This window comes from Chitinophaga sp., assembly GCF_036569185.1.
Taxonomy (GTDB): domain Bacteria; phylum Bacteroidota; class Bacteroidia; order Chitinophagales; family Chitinophagaceae; genus Chitinophaga.
The window spans coordinates 41,901-57,263 of record NZ_DATCRD010000210.1; the positions used below are offsets into that span (position 1 = coordinate 41,901).

14 protein-coding genes and 1 tRNA gene are annotated in these 15,363 nt (G+C 43.9%); 8 read left to right on the forward strand and 7 right to left on the reverse strand.

What is annotated here, in order from left to right; translation table 11 throughout:
• Positions 1–11 precede the first annotated feature (11 nt).
• From VIM72_RS15965 to VIM72_RS15980, 4 genes are all read right to left on the reverse strand, one after another.
• Positions 12–3,278, reverse strand: coding sequence for a SusC/RagA family TonB-linked outer membrane protein (locus tag VIM72_RS15965; protein WP_332003823.1), 3,267 nt, complete (start codon positions 3,276–3,278; stop codon positions 12–14).
• A 492-nt stretch (positions 3,279–3,770) separates the two neighbouring features.
• Positions 3,771–4,778: a FecR family protein gene (locus VIM72_RS15970; protein WP_332003824.1), complete on the reverse strand. Its 1,008-nt coding sequence runs from the start codon at positions 4,776–4,778 to the stop codon at positions 3,771–3,773.
• Positions 4,779–4,845: 67 nt separating this feature from the next.
• A complete protein-coding gene (locus VIM72_RS15975; RefSeq protein WP_332003825.1) occupies positions 4,846–5,412 on the reverse strand; it encodes an RNA polymerase sigma-70 factor in 567 nt (188 codons plus the stop codon).
• 620 nt (positions 5,413–6,032) lie between these two features.
• Complete coding sequence (locus VIM72_RS15980) at positions 6,033–6,383, reverse strand: helix-turn-helix domain-containing protein (RefSeq protein ID WP_332003826.1); 351 nt, start codon at positions 6,381–6,383, stop codon at positions 6,033–6,035.
• Positions 6,384–6,430: 47 nt separating this feature from the next.
• Between VIM72_RS15980 and VIM72_RS15985 the strand changes: the two genes are divergently transcribed.
• The 5 genes from VIM72_RS15985 to VIM72_RS16005 all read left to right on the forward strand — a co-directional run bounded on the left by VIM72_RS15985 (position 6,431) and on the right by VIM72_RS16005 (position 11,109).
• Positions 6,431–7,267, forward strand: coding sequence for an SDR family oxidoreductase (locus VIM72_RS15985; protein WP_332003827.1), 837 nt, complete (start codon positions 6,431–6,433; stop codon positions 7,265–7,267).
• A 237-nt stretch (positions 7,268–7,504) separates the two neighbouring features.
• Positions 7,505–8,401, forward strand: a complete 897-nt coding sequence (locus VIM72_RS15990) for a helix-turn-helix transcriptional regulator (protein ID WP_332003828.1) — start codon at positions 7,505–7,507, stop codon at positions 8,399–8,401.
• Positions 8,402–8,474: 73 nt separating this feature from the next.
• Positions 8,475–9,311, forward strand: coding sequence for an alpha/beta hydrolase (locus VIM72_RS15995; RefSeq protein WP_332003829.1), 837 nt, complete (start codon positions 8,475–8,477; stop codon positions 9,309–9,311).
• Between the two features lie 24 nt (positions 9,312–9,335).
• Positions 9,336–10,166: an enoyl-CoA hydratase/isomerase family protein gene (locus tag VIM72_RS16000; RefSeq protein WP_332003830.1), complete on the forward strand. Its 831-nt coding sequence runs from the start codon at positions 9,336–9,338 to the stop codon at positions 10,164–10,166.
• 7 nt (positions 10,167–10,173) lie between these two features.
• On the forward strand, positions 10,174–11,109 hold the full coding sequence (locus tag VIM72_RS16005; protein WP_332003831.1) for an NADP-dependent oxidoreductase: 936 nt from the start codon (positions 10,174–10,176) through the stop codon (positions 11,107–11,109).
• 435 nt (positions 11,110–11,544) lie between these two features.
• On the opposite strand, the gene VIM72_RS16010 is transcribed toward VIM72_RS16005, so the two are convergent.
• Together VIM72_RS16010 and VIM72_RS16015 are read right to left on the reverse strand one after the other, a co-directional pair.
• Positions 11,545–11,618, reverse strand: a tRNA-Pro gene (locus VIM72_RS16010).
• A 72-nt stretch (positions 11,619–11,690) separates the two neighbouring features.
• Positions 11,691–12,569, reverse strand: a complete 879-nt coding sequence (locus tag VIM72_RS16015; RefSeq protein ID WP_332003832.1) for an MBL fold metallo-hydrolase — start codon at positions 12,567–12,569, stop codon at positions 11,691–11,693.
• A 153-nt stretch (positions 12,570–12,722) separates the two neighbouring features.
• On the opposite strand from VIM72_RS16015, the gene VIM72_RS16020 reads away from it, so the two are divergent.
• Entirely contained in the window at positions 12,723–13,232 is a 510-nt protein-coding gene (locus VIM72_RS16020; RefSeq protein WP_332003833.1) for a GNAT family N-acetyltransferase, read from the forward strand.
• A gap of 51 nt (positions 13,233–13,283) precedes the next feature.
• On the opposite strand, the gene VIM72_RS16025 is transcribed toward VIM72_RS16020, so the two are convergent.
• Positions 13,284–13,700 carry a carboxymuconolactone decarboxylase family protein gene (locus tag VIM72_RS16025; protein WP_332003834.1) on the reverse strand — a complete coding sequence of 139 codons (417 nt, stop codon included), beginning with the start codon at positions 13,698–13,700 and terminating at the stop codon, positions 13,284–13,286.
• Positions 13,701–13,821: 121 nt separating this feature from the next.
• Between VIM72_RS16025 and VIM72_RS16030 the strand changes: the two genes are divergently transcribed.
• Entirely contained in the window at positions 13,822–14,670 is an 849-nt protein-coding gene (locus VIM72_RS16030) for a helix-turn-helix transcriptional regulator (RefSeq protein WP_332003835.1), read from the forward strand.
• Positions 14,671–14,794: 124 nt separating this feature from the next.
• Positions 14,795–15,067, forward strand: a complete 273-nt coding sequence (locus tag VIM72_RS16035; RefSeq protein ID WP_332003836.1) for a DUF4242 domain-containing protein — start codon at positions 14,795–14,797, stop codon at positions 15,065–15,067.
• The last annotated feature ends 296 nt before the right edge of the window (positions 15,068–15,363 follow it).

Consider the following 15,363-nt stretch of genomic DNA (forward strand, 5'->3'; position numbering starts at 1 on the left):
TGATCGGCGGATTAAAACTTAATGTTAAAATTTATACCCATAGAACGTGTAGAAGGCGTCTGAAGATTATCAGCAGCCGGATCAGGATCCACATTCGGCATCCTGGAGAACAACAGTAAGTTGCGGCCTACAAAAGAAACAGTGGCTCCTTTAATGAATGACCTGCTCAGCCATTGCCCTGGAAACTGCCAGGTCAATGTTACTTCGCGGAGCTTCAGGAAGGTTTGTGAAAAATAATTGTAGTTATTATTGGCTCCGTTGCTTGTGTTGGTCATATAATCTATGTAGTTAACCGCTTTGGTGTTGGGAGCAAAGGTGCGGGTATCCTTGGTGATGTTACCGTTTGCATCATAAACCACTTCACCGCCGGTTATAACAACGCCCTTTCCAACGTAAGTTGCCTTTCCTTCATTGGCGTCATCCCGGTACTGGTTCACGGTGCCAGTATTGGTTCCTCCCCACCACATTTTCTGGTTGGTGGTGGAATACATCATACCGCCAATACGGCCATCTACCAGGAACCTGAAAGAGAAATTCTTATAAGTGAAAATATTTTCCACGCCATAGGTCCAGTCCGGATCGCGGTTACCAATAAAACGGGAGAACACATCATTCAACGGAAAACCGTTGCTGCCATAAATTATATTACCATTAGGATCCTGCTGGTATACACTGCCAAATATTTTGTCGGTACGGTCGCCCACCCTTAAAAAATTAAAGGTTTCGGCATTACCATATATTTCCTTCAGGTAACGACGATACTTGCTAAGATTGATGGCAACATCCCAGTTGAATGCTTTACTACGCACCGGTGAACCGGTAAGTACCAGTTCCACTCCCTTCCGCTGGTAAACATTACCATTAGCTAGTTGGCTACCATATGCGCTGGCGATAGACGTAGGTACAGAAAGGATATTGTTGTAATCGCGGGTCTGGTAATAGGTGGCTTCCACTCCTATGCGGTTATTAAAAAATTTAACATCCACACCGGCTTCCCAACTGTCGGAGGTCTGGGGATGGAGATTACTGTTCAGTAAAGTATCACCAGAAATTAATGATGGTACATTGTTCCAGATAGTACCCTTGTTAAAAGATGGCAAATAACTGTAAGTATAATCATCATCCTTTAAGGTACCACTGGATACCCTTGACCAGGATGCCCTCGTTTTCAGGTAAGACACAAACTGAGGCATCTTTGCCAGCTGGGAAATGATCACGGAGGCTGTCACGGAAGGATAAAAGAAGCTGTTATTCTCGGTTGGCAAGGTAGATATAACGTCGTTCCTTCCGGTAGCAGACAGGTAAATGGCGTTCAGGAACTCCAGGTCAATAACGCCGTACACACTGCTCGTTCTTCTTTCTTCTAAAAAATTGTTGGACTGTACCGGGCTGGCAGAATTACTCAGGTTATAAAACCCCGGAATAGTGAGCCCATCTGTGTTAGAGGAACCATACTTGTAGTTGCGGTAATAATTCGATCCGCCAAGTTGTGCATGGATCTTAAATCTTTCGGTAAAGGTATGGTTATAGTCGCCAATGAGGTCGGAGGCAATGTCGAAGTAATTTTGTGTAGCCACCGTGAACTGACCTCTTGATTTATTACCGTATCCAATATAACTTTTAGGTTCCTTATAAGTACGGTTAAGACCAAAAGCATTAATACCGTTCCTGAATTGCAGTGAAAACTCCGGGCTGATCTGATACGTCAAATTCAGCGAGCCAAAGGTATTATCCTTGTTATAACTGCGCAGATATTCATAAGCCTGGAAATATGGATTGTTATAATAAGAAGTATTGTAATTCCGTTGCTGGATGCCTTCCTTACCCGGCACCCAATAGTTCCGCAGGTCTTTTACGCTGATATCGGCGCCGGTCCATAAAACCAGATTATAGAGATAGTTGGTAGGGCCATAACCGGTTTCGGGAAAGTTATCGGTGTATTGTTTGTTATAGGTCAGTCGTGCATCCATGGTAAGCGCGTCGGATAACTTATAGTTGCCCGCCACGGTAAATGAACTGTTGTTCAGATCCGTATTTGGTACAATGCCTTTCTGGTAAATATGCGATGCGGAAGCGCGGAAAGAACCTTTATCAGAGCTTTGCATGATACTGATATTATTGCTCGCCACTATACCCGTATTAAAGAAGTCCTTTACATTGTTCCTGCCTCTTGAGATAAACGGTATAGGAATGCGCTTTCCTGATGCATCGATCGGGCTGTTGAACTGAGGCGTCTCAAAATAGCCGCTGGGAGTAGATGGATCCCGCTGATCCAGTTTCGGTCCCCAAATCCAGCCGGAGCCTTCCGGCCCGCCGCCTGAACCATCCACATAAGTATATTTCCCTTTGAAACCGGCGCCATACTCGGTTTGCACTTTGGGGATACGGATAAAGCTCGGCTGCAGCTGGGTAGAGGAATTTACTTCCACGCTTAACGTTTTCCCTTTACCACGTTTGGTGGTGATCATGATCGCGCCATTCTGGCCAATGGATCCGTATAATGCAGACGCACTCGCCCCTTTCAGGACAGTCATGCTTTCTACGTCATCGGCATTCACTTTATAAAAGTCGGCGGTTTGATCCGGAACTCCATCAATAACAATCAGTGGCTTACGACCGCGCAGTGAGATACCGGGGTCCTGGAATAGATCGGTTGAGTTCTGGATATTTAAACCGGCGACCCTGCCTGTCAGCGAATTGACGAGGTTGGGCTCCCGCGCTTTAACAAGACTTTCTCCCTGCACTTCCTGTACGGCATAGCCAAGTTTGGCTTTCTCTTTTTTCACACCCAAAGCCGTTACCACCACTTCAGACAATCCTTTGGAGCTTTCCTCCAGTACAACGGCATACCTGTCTGCATCTCCTACCAGCACTTCCTTTGTCTGGTAACCAATAAAAGTGAAAACCAGTACATCGCCGGCATTGGCTTTGATCGAGAAATCGCCGTCCTGGCTGGTTACAGTGCCGGTATTGGTTCCCCTGATCAAAACTGATACGCCGGGAAGACTCCTCTTTTCTGCATCCGACACATGTCCTTTGATCAGCCGTGGCACTGCCGCCTGGATTACAGGTGCTGTTGAAGGCCGGATAATAATCTGCTGCCCGGCTTGCCGGTAAGTAAAGTTCAGGGCCCGTCCTATCGCATCCAGGATTGCTGAAAGACTCTTATCATGATCAATAAGATTAACTTTCTTTGCCAATAGCTGGTTGTTGTCGATACAGATAAAGGTGAACTCCGTTTGTTTCTGAAGAACGTCAAACACATCGCTCAATGGCATATTCGTGGCAGTCAGTGAGCATTTAATTTTTGACAGATCCTGTCTGTACTCATTTTTATATGCAGCCTCAACTTGTTGAGCACATAAAAAAAGTACAATAACTGTTAATAGTCTGTGAAGACGTGAATTTAGAGATACAGGGTAACTGTTTTTTTTCATAAATTAGCAAATTCGTTAATTAGATTCCAACAATTTAATAGCGATGCTACCGGCATTTCCCAGATGCCGGTTTTTTTAAGCTCCCACCAGGCAGGGCTTACATAATTTTCACTTCATTTGTTTTTTAGAATTTATATTTAGATAGATGGAACTTTCTTCCCGCTGCTAAGCGACATGCGTGAAGCCCTGATTGTTTCGTCGGCGAAAAAGAGTAATTTTTTTTCATAGTTCTGAATGTTCATTAATAGATTCCAACAATTTGATAGCAATACTACCGGCATTTCCCAGATGCCGGTATTTCTAAACTCATGTCTGGCAAGGCTTACATAATTTTCATTTCGTTTTTTCGTTTTTCAGATTTACATAAATAGTGTCGCCTTCCTGGTGATACGCCAGTACTCCGGAAGTACAGATCATTTCCATCACATCGGAAAGCGATTGGTCCCTGAATGTGGCATAAAGACGTGTGTTGGCAGCAGCCTGGTCTTTGAAGATGATCTTTACACCATACATTTTCTCGATCCTGTTTGCGGCGCTGCCAAATTGTTCATTTTTGAATTTCAATACATTGTTCTGCCACCCCAGTACGGCTGTGGAATCAAGCGCGTGTTGATACACCTGGTGTGTGTTGTGGTCTACAGACAGTTCCTGTCCGGGTTTGAGCAGGTATTCCTCATTTATCTTCTCTTTCAGTTTCACCTTAACAGCACCTTCCAGCAAGGCTACACTGCTTAATGGCTGGTTATCACGGGCATTTATGTTGAAGTGAGTGCCTAATACCTGTACGGTCAGAACGGGGGTTTGCACAATAAAGGGAAGATGAGGAGCTTTGCTCACTTCAAAATAGGCTTCCCCTTCAACCGTTACCGTTCTGCTGTCTTTATCAAATGATGCCGGGTAGGAAAGTGAGCTTTCCGGCCCCAGGATAACCTTTGTACCATCAGCAAGAGTTATTTTCTTCTTTTGCCCTGAAAGGGTTGCTTCTTTCAGGTAAGCTACCTGGTGAGACGACTGCCTGAAATAAAAGATGCGCCAGGTAGCAATTGCCACCACCAGTATGGCTGCGGCCGCAGCTAAACGATAAAGCTGTACATGCCGGGGGGGTGCCTGAACATAAGTATTGTCCTCCGCTGCGATCCTCGACCGCAACTTCGACAGGGCATGAATACTGCCGGGGTCGGCGATCCTTTGGGCCCCCAGCCAGATCCGCTTCACCTCTTCAAAAACCTGCCCGTTCTTCTTATCCGCGGCCATCCAGTCCATCAGCTGCTCATTTTCTTCTGCACTGGTCTGTTTGGACAGGTACCGTGTGATCAGCAGATAAAGTTCTTCTTCTTTCAATTTTTTGTCCTTTTACTAATAAGACGTAAAGCGCAAAAAATATCGTGACAAGAAAAATGATTTTTTTTTAACTGGCAGAGTTATCGAACCGGTAGGATTCTTTCAGGAATTTGATGGCCCGGTACATCTGGGTTTTGACCGAGTTTATAGAAATTTCCAGGAGATCCGCAATTTCCTGGTAGGTTAGCTGATCCTCCCTGTTCATACGAAAAATCAGCTGCATACGCTCCGGCAACAGCTTTATAAGTTTTTCCAGGTTTTCAGAGAGTTCTTTGTAGGTTAATGCCTGGTCGGGGCATTCACGATTGGCCACCAGCTCATCGTGGATTTCCTCTAACGGCATATTTGTTACCGGATGTTGTTTGCGGCGATAATCGTACACGCGATGCTTCACTGAGGCATATAAAAATGCCGACAATGAAGAATGAATATCCATCTTTTCGCGATGCCGCCAAACCTGCTGAAATACTTCCAGCACCACATCCTCGCCTTCATCGCTCGGATAAGGTAGCAGCGACCTGCAAAAATGCAATAAATTAGGATAATACTTAAGGAACAACTGATCAAACGCCCGCGATTCCCCGGCTTTAATGCGGGCAAGCAGTTGAAGATCATCGGTATGATTAGCAGTCATGTGCGCCCAAAAGTAACATCGGTTTATTAATTACATGTTAAGTGTAAATGTAATAAATTTCAATAATCCAAAATTTATTTGTATGGAAATGAAAAAGTTCCTTTAGAACCGGAATTTAGGGCATGCTGTAAAAGTAAAAAGGCCTTAAAACAAGCTATTGCATTCGTTTTAAAGCAGGCCAGGATGATTGGACGAATTTCGGACCGGTACATATAGGATTTAATAGGGCTATAGAAAATAAAAGGAATTGTGACAGGAAGATGATTAAGCACCAGGAGGCCATCTCAAAAAAATGAGGCGGTCTCTTTTCATTTATAGCGTCCGTATTGAAAGCGTGGTTATTTGTTGTGGGAAGGCCCGGGAAAGAGAAGTTTTGAGAGGAGAAGTTCGCTGCTTTTACTTTTCCAGGCAGCTTTTTTCCTTAAATGGTAGTATTCAGTCCTTTGTGTAAATAGTGAAACAACTATATCTGTGTTAATAACATTAGCACCTAATTAAGCCCTAAGACATTATTGAACCATTAAAGTGAAGCATATTGCTTACGGTATCGCCGGGAAAATCCGAAATTTTTATGTTCCCCGGGCCGGGCCCGGATAAACATTTTTCAATCAGCCATATGACTAAGCCTTTCCCCGGAGTTTTTTCTGATGGATTTTACCCCATTTTTCCAATGGAGCAGCTACTTCTTCCGTAGTTAAACAGTAATCCGTAATGGTATATTCGATCCTGACGGGATAATCATCTATCACAGTTCTGCTGATCAGCAAGTTTTCTTCCAGGTGCTTTAGCTCTTTGGACAATACACGGTTGGTAATGCCTGGAATAGAACCGGCAATATCATTAAACCGCTTGTTTCCACTATAAATGGAAAGGATGACTGGCAACTTCCATTTACCCCCAAGTACAAACATCGTATCCTGTATGGCTTTGATCTTCTCTTTAAAACGCCGTTCGTTGTGCTTGTTTTTCATAGTAGTACTAAAAGAGAATTAAGTATCCTTTAGGATACAAGTATCAAATGTATACTATTTACCCAATACTTTTGAATCATAAAAAGTATCGGGATATGAAAACAATTTTTATTACGGGGGCTTCATCAGGCATCGGCAAGGCAACAGCCAAATTATTCCAGGCCAAGGGCTGGAAAGTAATAGCCACTATGAGGACACCCGAAAACGAAACGGAATTAACCGCACTTGAAAATGTATCGATCCTTCCTTTAGATGTTACAAATGATGCACAAATTCAATCAACGGCTCAATCGGCAATTGCATCAGGCAACATTGATGTGGTACTGAACAATGCCGGTCATGGGTTGTTTGGCCCGTTGGAAGCTGTTAGCGGGGAGCAAATATTAAAGCAGGTTAACACAAATTTCCTGGGCCCGTTGAAAGTCATCCAGGCCTTTATACCCTATTTCAGGGAAAAGAAAAGTGGATTGTTTATCAACACCACTTCCATGGCCGGGCTTACAGGCTTTCCGCTAAGCAGTGTCTATAATTCAACCAAGTGGGCGTTAGAAGGTTTAAGCGAATGCTTATCCATCGAATTATCAATGTTTGGCATAGGTGTTAAAACTGTTTCACCGGATGCAACAAAAACCAATTTATTCTCCTCCGCCGATGTAGTTGCACACCCTTTATATGATGATGTGATAAAAAAGATGATTGGCCGCATACAGCAAACCGGAGAAGCCATAAATATTGCGGAAGTTATTTTTGAGGCCGCAACCGACGGAAAGGATCAACTACGCTATCCTGCCGGTGGTGCAGCAAAACAGATCTACGCAAGACGCCTGGACATCGGGCCGGAAGCTTCAAGGATCGAAACTACTAAATGGTTCCTGGGCTTGTAAGGATAAGAACGCGATTTGCGGGGATATAAAAAAAGACAGGATAGCATTGAAGCTATCCTGTCCTGTCGGGACAACTGGACAAATTTCGAACCTGTTTATTGACGCTCTGATTCAAATTCAACGACTTAAATAGCAATGATAAAATAATATTTATCAATGTCTACGTGTGACGGAATGCGCGCGCCTTTAAGATGAGCAGCCAGCACCACGTGATAAATATATTTATACTTTTGTACTATGAAAGTATTCAATGATCTGGCAACCTATAACCAGTATTTAAACCTAAAAGAGCCTTTGCATCCAATGATGGATAGTCGTGTTTGCAAGGAAGCCATACCGAATTTTCCACTGGCCAGTGGTGAGATACAGGTTAACCTGTTTAAAATCGCGTTAAAAAAGAATTTCTCCGGAGATATCAAATACGGTAAAAACAGGTATAAAACTGATAATGGGCTGATGCTGTTTAGTGAACCAGGTCAAGTAGTATCCTGGGATACCCTTACGTTCTGGGATGGATACGCCCTTGTGTTTCATCCAGACATATTGAAATTACATCCGGTAGCCAGCAAGATCAGCCGGTACAAGTATTTTAGTTATGAGGTCGACGATGCACTGTTTATGACTCATGAAGAAGCAGAAACAATTACCTGGCTTTTTACAAAGATTCACCTTGAATTAACTGAGAAAAGAGGCAACTCCAACCTGGAAGTAGTACTTTCTTTGTTGGGTGTGGTACTGAGCTATGCCGAAGTGTACTACGAAAGACAATATGGCCTTGACCAACATCCAAACACCACGATCTCTTCCAGAATCAAACTCTACCTGCAAGATTATTACAGCAACCTTTCCCGCCCGGTAAAGGAAGTTCCCACTGTTTCTTCCATCGCCACAGGCCTTAATCTGTCGCCTAACTACCTGACTGATCTTCTCAGGGCCGAAACTGGTAAAAGCACCGTCAGCCTTATTCATGAATTCATAACTGAACAAGCGCAGATTCTTCTTCTGCAAACCGGAATGAATGTCAGCGATGTAGCCTATCATTTGGGGTTTAGCAATTTTGCCTACTTTTCCCGGCTGTTTAAGAAAGTAAAAGGAGTATCGCCTCTCGAATTCCGAAATCAGGGAAAAGGATAAGCAATTCCCCGAATCGTACTAACCTTCAGTGATGTGCAATTCTAATTTTGGTCACTAATTAACCGCACATCATATGAATGTATCCTTCTCAGATTCCCAAACACAGTTTTTAACGGTAAACGGCCTGTCAGTTGCCTACAGGCATTTCGGAACCGGCTTTCCGATATTATTCTATAACCGTTTCCGGGGCATCCTCGACAGTTGGGACCCGCTCTTTTTGGATACCCTCGCCACTAATTACAGTATTATTCTTTTTGACTATCCGGGGATCGGGGATTCGCAAGGTGAACTTTCCACAGAAATTACGGATGTTGCTGCCACAGGAGTGAAACTCATGGAGCAGCTTGGTTTTGGACATTACCATGTTGCCGGATGGTCTTATGGTGGACTGGCAGCGCAGGCGGCTCTCTTCCAAAACAAGGAATTTATCTCAAAAGCAGTGTTGATTGGCACCAATCCGCCGGGACTGAACGAGACGCCATTTGAGCAGCTTTTCTTCGAGAGGGCGCTGAAACCCGTCAACAATTCTGATGATGAAATTATCACCTTCTTCGAACCTTCATCTCAAAAAAGCCTAGCGGCAGCAAAAGCATCTTTTGACCGAATAGCTCTAAGGTTAGACCGGTCGAAGATTCCTTCTTCGCAGGAAATCTTCAAGCGATACTTTGCCGGTTCAGCTTCCATGAAGAAGGACACCAAAAATTTCAGGGAACAATACAAAACGCTGAGTAACCCGGTGCTGGTGATTTCAGCAGATCATGATATCAGCTTTGCAGTCCAAAACTGGTTTCCGCTGCTCAGGAATGCACCTTCCATGCAGCACATCATCATCAATGACACCGGTCATGGACTACAACACCAGCATCCGGTTCTCATTGCCGGATACATCCATCTATTTCTTCAATACTAATCATTTCACTCAAAAATATGCAATATGATTTTTTCTGTTGATAAAATAAGCAACGCTTATTGGAGGGTCAGCTTCAATAACCCTCCCATCAATATGTTCGACACCGAGTTCTCCAAGCAGTTGATCGTCCTGATGGACGAATTGGAGGCTAATGAACATCTGCAGGTGGTCGTGTTCGAAAGTGCTAACCCGGATTTTTTCGTTGCGCATGTCGAACTACTCAATGTCAATGACTTCCCGAAAGGTGCCGGTAAAACCGGTCTGTCCAAATCCTGGCCCGACATCGCAAAACGGCTCGAACAAGCGCCCTTTGTGAGTATTGCCTCCATTCGTGGAAGGGCAAGGGGCTTGGGCAGCGAGTTCGCACAAGCCTTTGACATCCGGTTTGCCAGCAAAGAGAAAGCATTTCTGGCCCAGGTGGAAATTGGCATTGGATCATTCCCCGGTGGTGGTGGTATGGAACGATTGCACTTACTGACCGGCAAGGCCAGGGCGCTGGAGATCATTCTCAGTGGCAATGATTATGACGCCGAGACAGCTGCCTTCTACGGCTGGATAAATCGTGCTGTACCTGACGCTGAGCTTGACAATTTCGTTGACCAATTCGCCAGGCGTATCGCGTCCTTCGATAAAAAGGCCATCGCTTCGATCAAACAGATTATGAACAACAGGGCTGCATTGCCTAAAAACGAGGACATTACCGATACGCAGACACAGTTCTTTGCTTCACTGGCATGGCCAGAGGCCAGGCAGCGTATCAAAAACCTGTTTGAACGGGGACTGCAACAGCATGGTGATTTGGAACTGCACCTTGGCAAAAATGTCTTCGTGGAAAATGTCAATCTAACTAAATAATGACGAAATGAAAGCAGTTGTTTTAATTGCACCGGGAGGGGTGGATAAATTAGAATACCGGCAACTTGAAATACCAGAAATCGGCGCCGGAGAGGTGCTTGTAAAGGTCAAGGCTATCAGCATTAATCCTGTCGACGTAAAGGTCCGGCAAGGCAAAGGAGTGTATGAAGCGCTGAAAATGGCAAACCCGATTATCCTGGGTTGGGATATTTCAGGTATTGTGGAAAGAAGCAATAGTGAGCTGTTCAAAGCGGGCGATGAGGTATTTGGCATGGTAAACTTTCCGGGCCATGGGAAGGCGTATGCGGAGTATGTGGCGGCGCCTGCAGCCCATCTCCAACTCAAACCTTCCAACACTTCTTTCGAAGCTGCCGCTGCAGCGACACTGGTAGCGCTAACTGCCTGGCAGGCCCTGGTGAGTAATGCGAAGGTGCAAAAAGGGCAGAAAGTTCTCATACATGCAGCAGCAGGTGGAGTTGGCCATATCGCCGTGCAGCTTGCCAGGAACCTGGGGGCTGAAGTAACGGGAACATCATCGGCAGTGAACCGCGATTTTGTACTCAGCTTGGGTGCGGACAAGCATATTGATTACAAAGACTATAATTGGGCCGGTCAGCAAAAAGAGTATGATTTTGTTTTGGACACGGTTGGCGGCAACAATATTGACAATTCGATAGCTGTCACAAAACCTGGAGGAACAATCATCAGCATACCAACTGGCCTAAATGATGATGTATCTTCAAAGGCTAAACAGGCTGGTGTGAACGGATACTTTATCCTTGTTAAATCCAGTGGAGAAGATATGAGTCATATTGCGAACCTGGTGGAGCAGCAAGCATTAAAGCCTTTTGTCTCACAAACATTATCTTTTGAGCAGATCGCAAAAGCACATACTCAGATAGAAACAGGAAAAACTGTCGGAAAAATTGTGATCACGCTTTGACACTTCGCCTGACGGCGTTGCGTACCAGATTATACTGCGGAGTCGTACCGCTGTTAGTGATACAGCGGTACTTTTTTCATGTTGTATACAGTTTGGACTCAATACCCACAGGTCGGCTTACACCGTTACCCAAGATAATACTTGAAATCCTTTCGCATTTTGCTTAACACATTTCACCCAAAGCACTGTAAATTAATATGTACCACATACAAGCACTTAACAAAATAGTCCGGCAATGACCCCTGAAATATCCGTACAACATATTTTACCCGATGTCAGTGCTTCTTATGACGGGAATAATTAAGACCTGGATGATATTAAGAACATCAGGTGTTTCCCCTACCAGCCATTCCATGCAAAACAATGTAAACATATCAACAATAAAAAAGCCCTGAAACTCTTATCTGTAAAGAATTTCAAGGCTTTTATCTTTCGTCGGGGCGGCAGGATTCGAACCTGCGACCTCCTGCTCCCAAAGCAGGCGCGATACCGGGCTACGCTACGCCCCGTGTAGCGGGATGCAAATGTAGGAAATAAATATCCACAAAAACAAATACTTATAAAAAAATATGGTAGCGTATCTACCTGTTAACAGGCGCGCCGGAAAGTATATCCCTCACCGTTAGGCCGGGCAATAAACGGAATACGGGTATGCTGATGCCGTACTTATCACACAATGCTTTAATACTACGATCAATCAGCTCAGCACTGTATCTCGATGAAAAATGCCCCAGCACCAGTTGTTCTATCCGGATATGACTTACCATATCCATCACTTCTTCCAGCTTACTGTGCTTATTTTTATGAGCAATCATTTTTACATTTCCTTCACTGCCCAGGAAAGTGGCTTCATGGATCAGGATACCAGTATTGTTCCAGCGTTCGGGATCCTGTACAGGCGTATCCCCGGAATAGCCTACCAGGTTGGTCCTTACCTCCATGGTAGTGCTTTCTTTTCCCTGATCCATAATGATCTGCCGGATGACTTCCGGCGGAAGTGAGGCCAATTCCGGTTTTACCTTCTGTTTTACCTGCATAACCTTATAACTCAGGCTCCGGATGATGTGCTCACTGGCCGTTACATGCTCATTACGAACAGGAATCACCACGATGTCGTCTTTCACCCATATCTCTTCACCTGGCGCTACAGGCCTCCATTGCACACCTGAAATGTGAGGGTCAAATTTTTTTGAAAATTCCTCCAGCGCCGGGAAAGAACTACTGTCTCCCGGATAACAGATCACCGGAAAACCATCCCTTGCATTCAGCTGGTTCAATTGCAACAGGCCCGTGAGGTGATCCCTGTCGGCATGAGAAATAAACACGTAATTGATCTTCCTGCTCTTCTGTAAAAGCGCAGCCGTTAACCCATCTCCTGCATCCATCAAAATCCCCAGTTCTTCCAGGAAGTACCAGGTGGAAAACAAGGCAGTAGAATAGCCCGATATCGTTAGTTTCATTATTAATCCCCAATTATTCTATAAAGATAGAACTAATTCAAAGATGCTTCACTGATAAGCATAACAACAAATCTGATATGGTTAAAATAAACAAAACTGAATCTGTTTTATTCACAGGAAATAATTGAATTTTACGGTCTCAATATGTATGTTATGTTACAGATAATTAACAGTACGCAGGAAGATATTGATATCATTTTTAGTCTTTATGAAGCCGGTACCCAATACCAGAAGAAAGTAGCAGGGAAACACTGGAAAGGGTTTGACCGGGTATTAATTGAAACAGATATCAGTGAACAGCGGTTATTTAAAATAGTGGAAGATGAGCGTATTGCCTGCATCTTTTCCATTACCCTGCAAGACCCTTTCATCTGGAAAGAAAAGGATAAGGATCCGGCCGTGTACATTCACCGTATTGCCACCCATCCTGATTTCAGGGGGAACGGGTATGTAAGGCATATTGTACAGTGGGCAAGGGAATATGCAGTTCGCACGGGTAAAAGCTATATCAGGATGGATACGGGCAGCGGCAATGATAAGCTGAACAATTATTATATCAGTTGTGGCTTTAATTATCTTGGTGTTACAGCGCCTGTTGCCACCGATGAGCTGCCTGCACATTATAAAGATGGCGCTTCCAGCCTGTTTGAGATAGCGCTGTAAAACCCCGTACTGCTGTCTTAATCCTGGCGGGAAGCACCTGCTACAGTTATCTTAATCTTTCTCTCCAAGCGTGATCCGAAGCCGGTTTAGCGCATTCATGAGGGAGATACTTGCAGTAAGCTCCACTACTTCTTTTTGGGTAAATTGTTTTCCCAGCATCTCCCGAATTGGCTGCAGATCATCCTGCATTAAGGTTATTGCTTCTGCCCATAACAAAACCAGTTGCTGGAGATGGTCAAAGGCTTTTGAATGTTTCCAGCCCGGCAGCCGGTCGAGGGTATCCTGGCTAAGCCCCATTTGCCTGAGCTCTGCATTATGAAAGCTGCAGCAATATGCACACCCGTTTAATTGAGACACCCGCAGCTCTGCCAGTGCGATCAGTTTGTTGTCCAGTCCGGATTTCCTGATGCTGGCGTGTGATTGATACAGGAAACCAATTGTTTCTTTTGAAATTGCTTTATAATCCATATAATTTTATTACTTCACAAAATTGCTGATCCTACGTCTCAATCAGCGGTAACAGCCTCTGAAAAAACAGTAACCTGATTGGAAAGCGTTTTCACCGGGTCTGAATTTGTATATTTGGAATATGGAACAACTGGACGACACATTTGCTATTGAGATTGCTGAATATCACGAATGGAAAGAAAGAAACAGGAAGAATAATTTCTTTGAACTGGTATATATTCTCCGTGGAACAGGGTTGCAAAGTGTGAATCACTTCAAACGGAGATATGCTAAAAACGGTATCTTTCTTCTCCCGGCGGCTAAGTGTCATATGTATATGATAGAAAAGCCGACCCGCTTCCTTTTTGTCCGTTTTACCGGAAGTTATTTTGCTTCTCATGGAAATTCCCAGGTTGATTACAGCTCCTGGTTCAGCCGGCTGAATTTCATTCTCAGTCATCATGACCGTTACCCGGGAGAGCTCATCAGTGAGCCCGGCGAGAAAAACCAGGTGAAAAGATTACTGGACGTTGTACTTTTTGAATACCAGTTAAAGAGCACCTGTTCTGCTTTTATTATCCAAAATACCCTGGTATCTATTCTTGGTATTCTTTCACGTAACATTCAGAAAAAGGTATTGGAAGGACGTACTTTTAAAGACGGCAGGTTTACGGAATTGATTAATTTTATCTCTTTCAATATTTTGGACCGGGAGAAAATATCTCCCGCATATCTGTCTGCCAAATTTAATATTGCAGAAAGTTACTTCAGCGAATATTTTCAAAGAAATGCTTCCGAACGTTTCCAGGATTTTGTTTTGAAAGCCCGTTTACAAATTGCATCATCCCGTGCATTGTATACCAGCGCGCCTATAACCGAAATTGCCTGGGAACTGGGATTTACTGATAGCAGTCATTTGAACAGGATGATGAAAAAACACTTTGGTAAAGGGATGAGAGAAATAAGAAAAGGAGAGGCCCTTTTGAAATAATTGCTTATATTTAGGGTACATATTTTTTACTACCCCATTGACTACCCATAAACGCCAGAACCTGCGAAAACCCCAATAACAAGCCAGATCTAACAGTCATAGGATAAAATTAAAATTTAAAGTTATGCCTAAGTATGTTATTGAACGCGAAATCCCTGGTGCAGGTAAATTATCAGGAGAACAATTAAGAGCAATTTCACAAACTTCCTGTGGTGTCTTAAGCAATATGGGCCCACAAATTCAATGGATCCATAGCTATGTGACAGGCGATAAAATTTATTGTGTGTATATCGCTCCTGACGAGGCAATGATCAGAGAGCATGCAAAACAGGGCGGGTTTCCTGCCAACGCTGTCAGTAAGATAACTGCTATTATTGATCCTGCAACTGCGGAATAAACCCTTTTTAAACACTATTGCTCCTTCAAGGGAAAATCCCTGTAAATACCAATACTTACAGGCGTTAGTACTTTTGATTTATACTGCCTGTACAATTCAACTTATGCACAGGGGATAATAATTATCAAACGGGATTAAAGGCCAACCAGTGAGTCGGTCCCGTTAAAACTGGCAATAGTATTACCATCATAACGATACCATTCAAAGCGCCAGCCAAATTTTTCCTTTTCTATCTTCCCAAACAGAAAAAAAACGGGCCGGACTTACTTTTTGTGTAATATTGGTAAAGGATCTTC

Bases quoted from the DNA above. Each gene is read 5' to 3' on its own strand.
- VIM72_RS16025 (WP_332003834.1), bottom strand. From the start codon at position 13,700: ATGGATTATAAAGCAATTTCAAAAGAAACAATTGGTTTCCTGTATCAA.
- VIM72_RS15975 (WP_332003825.1), bottom strand. From the start codon at position 5,412: ATGACTGCTAATCATACCGATGATCTTCAACTGCTTGCCCGCATTAAA.
- VIM72_RS16035 (WP_332003836.1), top strand. From the start codon at position 14,795: ATGCCTAAGTATGTTATTGAACGCGAAATCCCTGGTGCAGGTAAATTA.
- VIM72_RS16015 (WP_332003832.1), bottom strand. From the start codon at position 12,569: ATGAAACTAACGATATCGGGCTATTCTACTGCCTTGTTTTCCACCTGG.
- VIM72_RS16000 (WP_332003830.1), top strand. From the start codon at position 9,336: ATGATTTTTTCTGTTGATAAAATAAGCAACGCTTATTGGAGGGTCAGC.
- VIM72_RS15965 (WP_332003823.1), bottom strand. From the start codon at position 3,278: ATGCCATTGAGCGATGTGTTTGACGTTCTTCAGAAACAAACGGAGTTC.
- VIM72_RS16020 (WP_332003833.1), top strand. From the start codon at position 12,723: ATGTTACAGATAATTAACAGTACGCAGGAAGATATTGATATCATTTTT.
- VIM72_RS16030 (WP_332003835.1), top strand. From the start codon at position 13,822: ATGGAACAACTGGACGACACATTTGCTATTGAGATTGCTGAATATCAC.
- VIM72_RS15990 (WP_332003828.1), top strand. From the start codon at position 7,505: ATGAAAGTATTCAATGATCTGGCAACCTATAACCAGTATTTAAACCTA.
- VIM72_RS15995 (WP_332003829.1), top strand. From the start codon at position 8,475: ATGAATGTATCCTTCTCAGATTCCCAAACACAGTTTTTAACGGTAAAC.
- VIM72_RS15980 (WP_332003826.1), bottom strand. From the start codon at position 6,383: ATGAAAAACAAGCACAACGAACGGCGTTTTAAAGAGAAGATCAAAGCC.
- VIM72_RS16005 (WP_332003831.1), top strand. From the start codon at position 10,174: ATGAAAGCAGTTGTTTTAATTGCACCGGGAGGGGTGGATAAATTAGAA.
- VIM72_RS15985 (WP_332003827.1), top strand. From the start codon at position 6,431: ATGTATACTATTTACCCAATACTTTTGAATCATAAAAAGTATCGGGAT.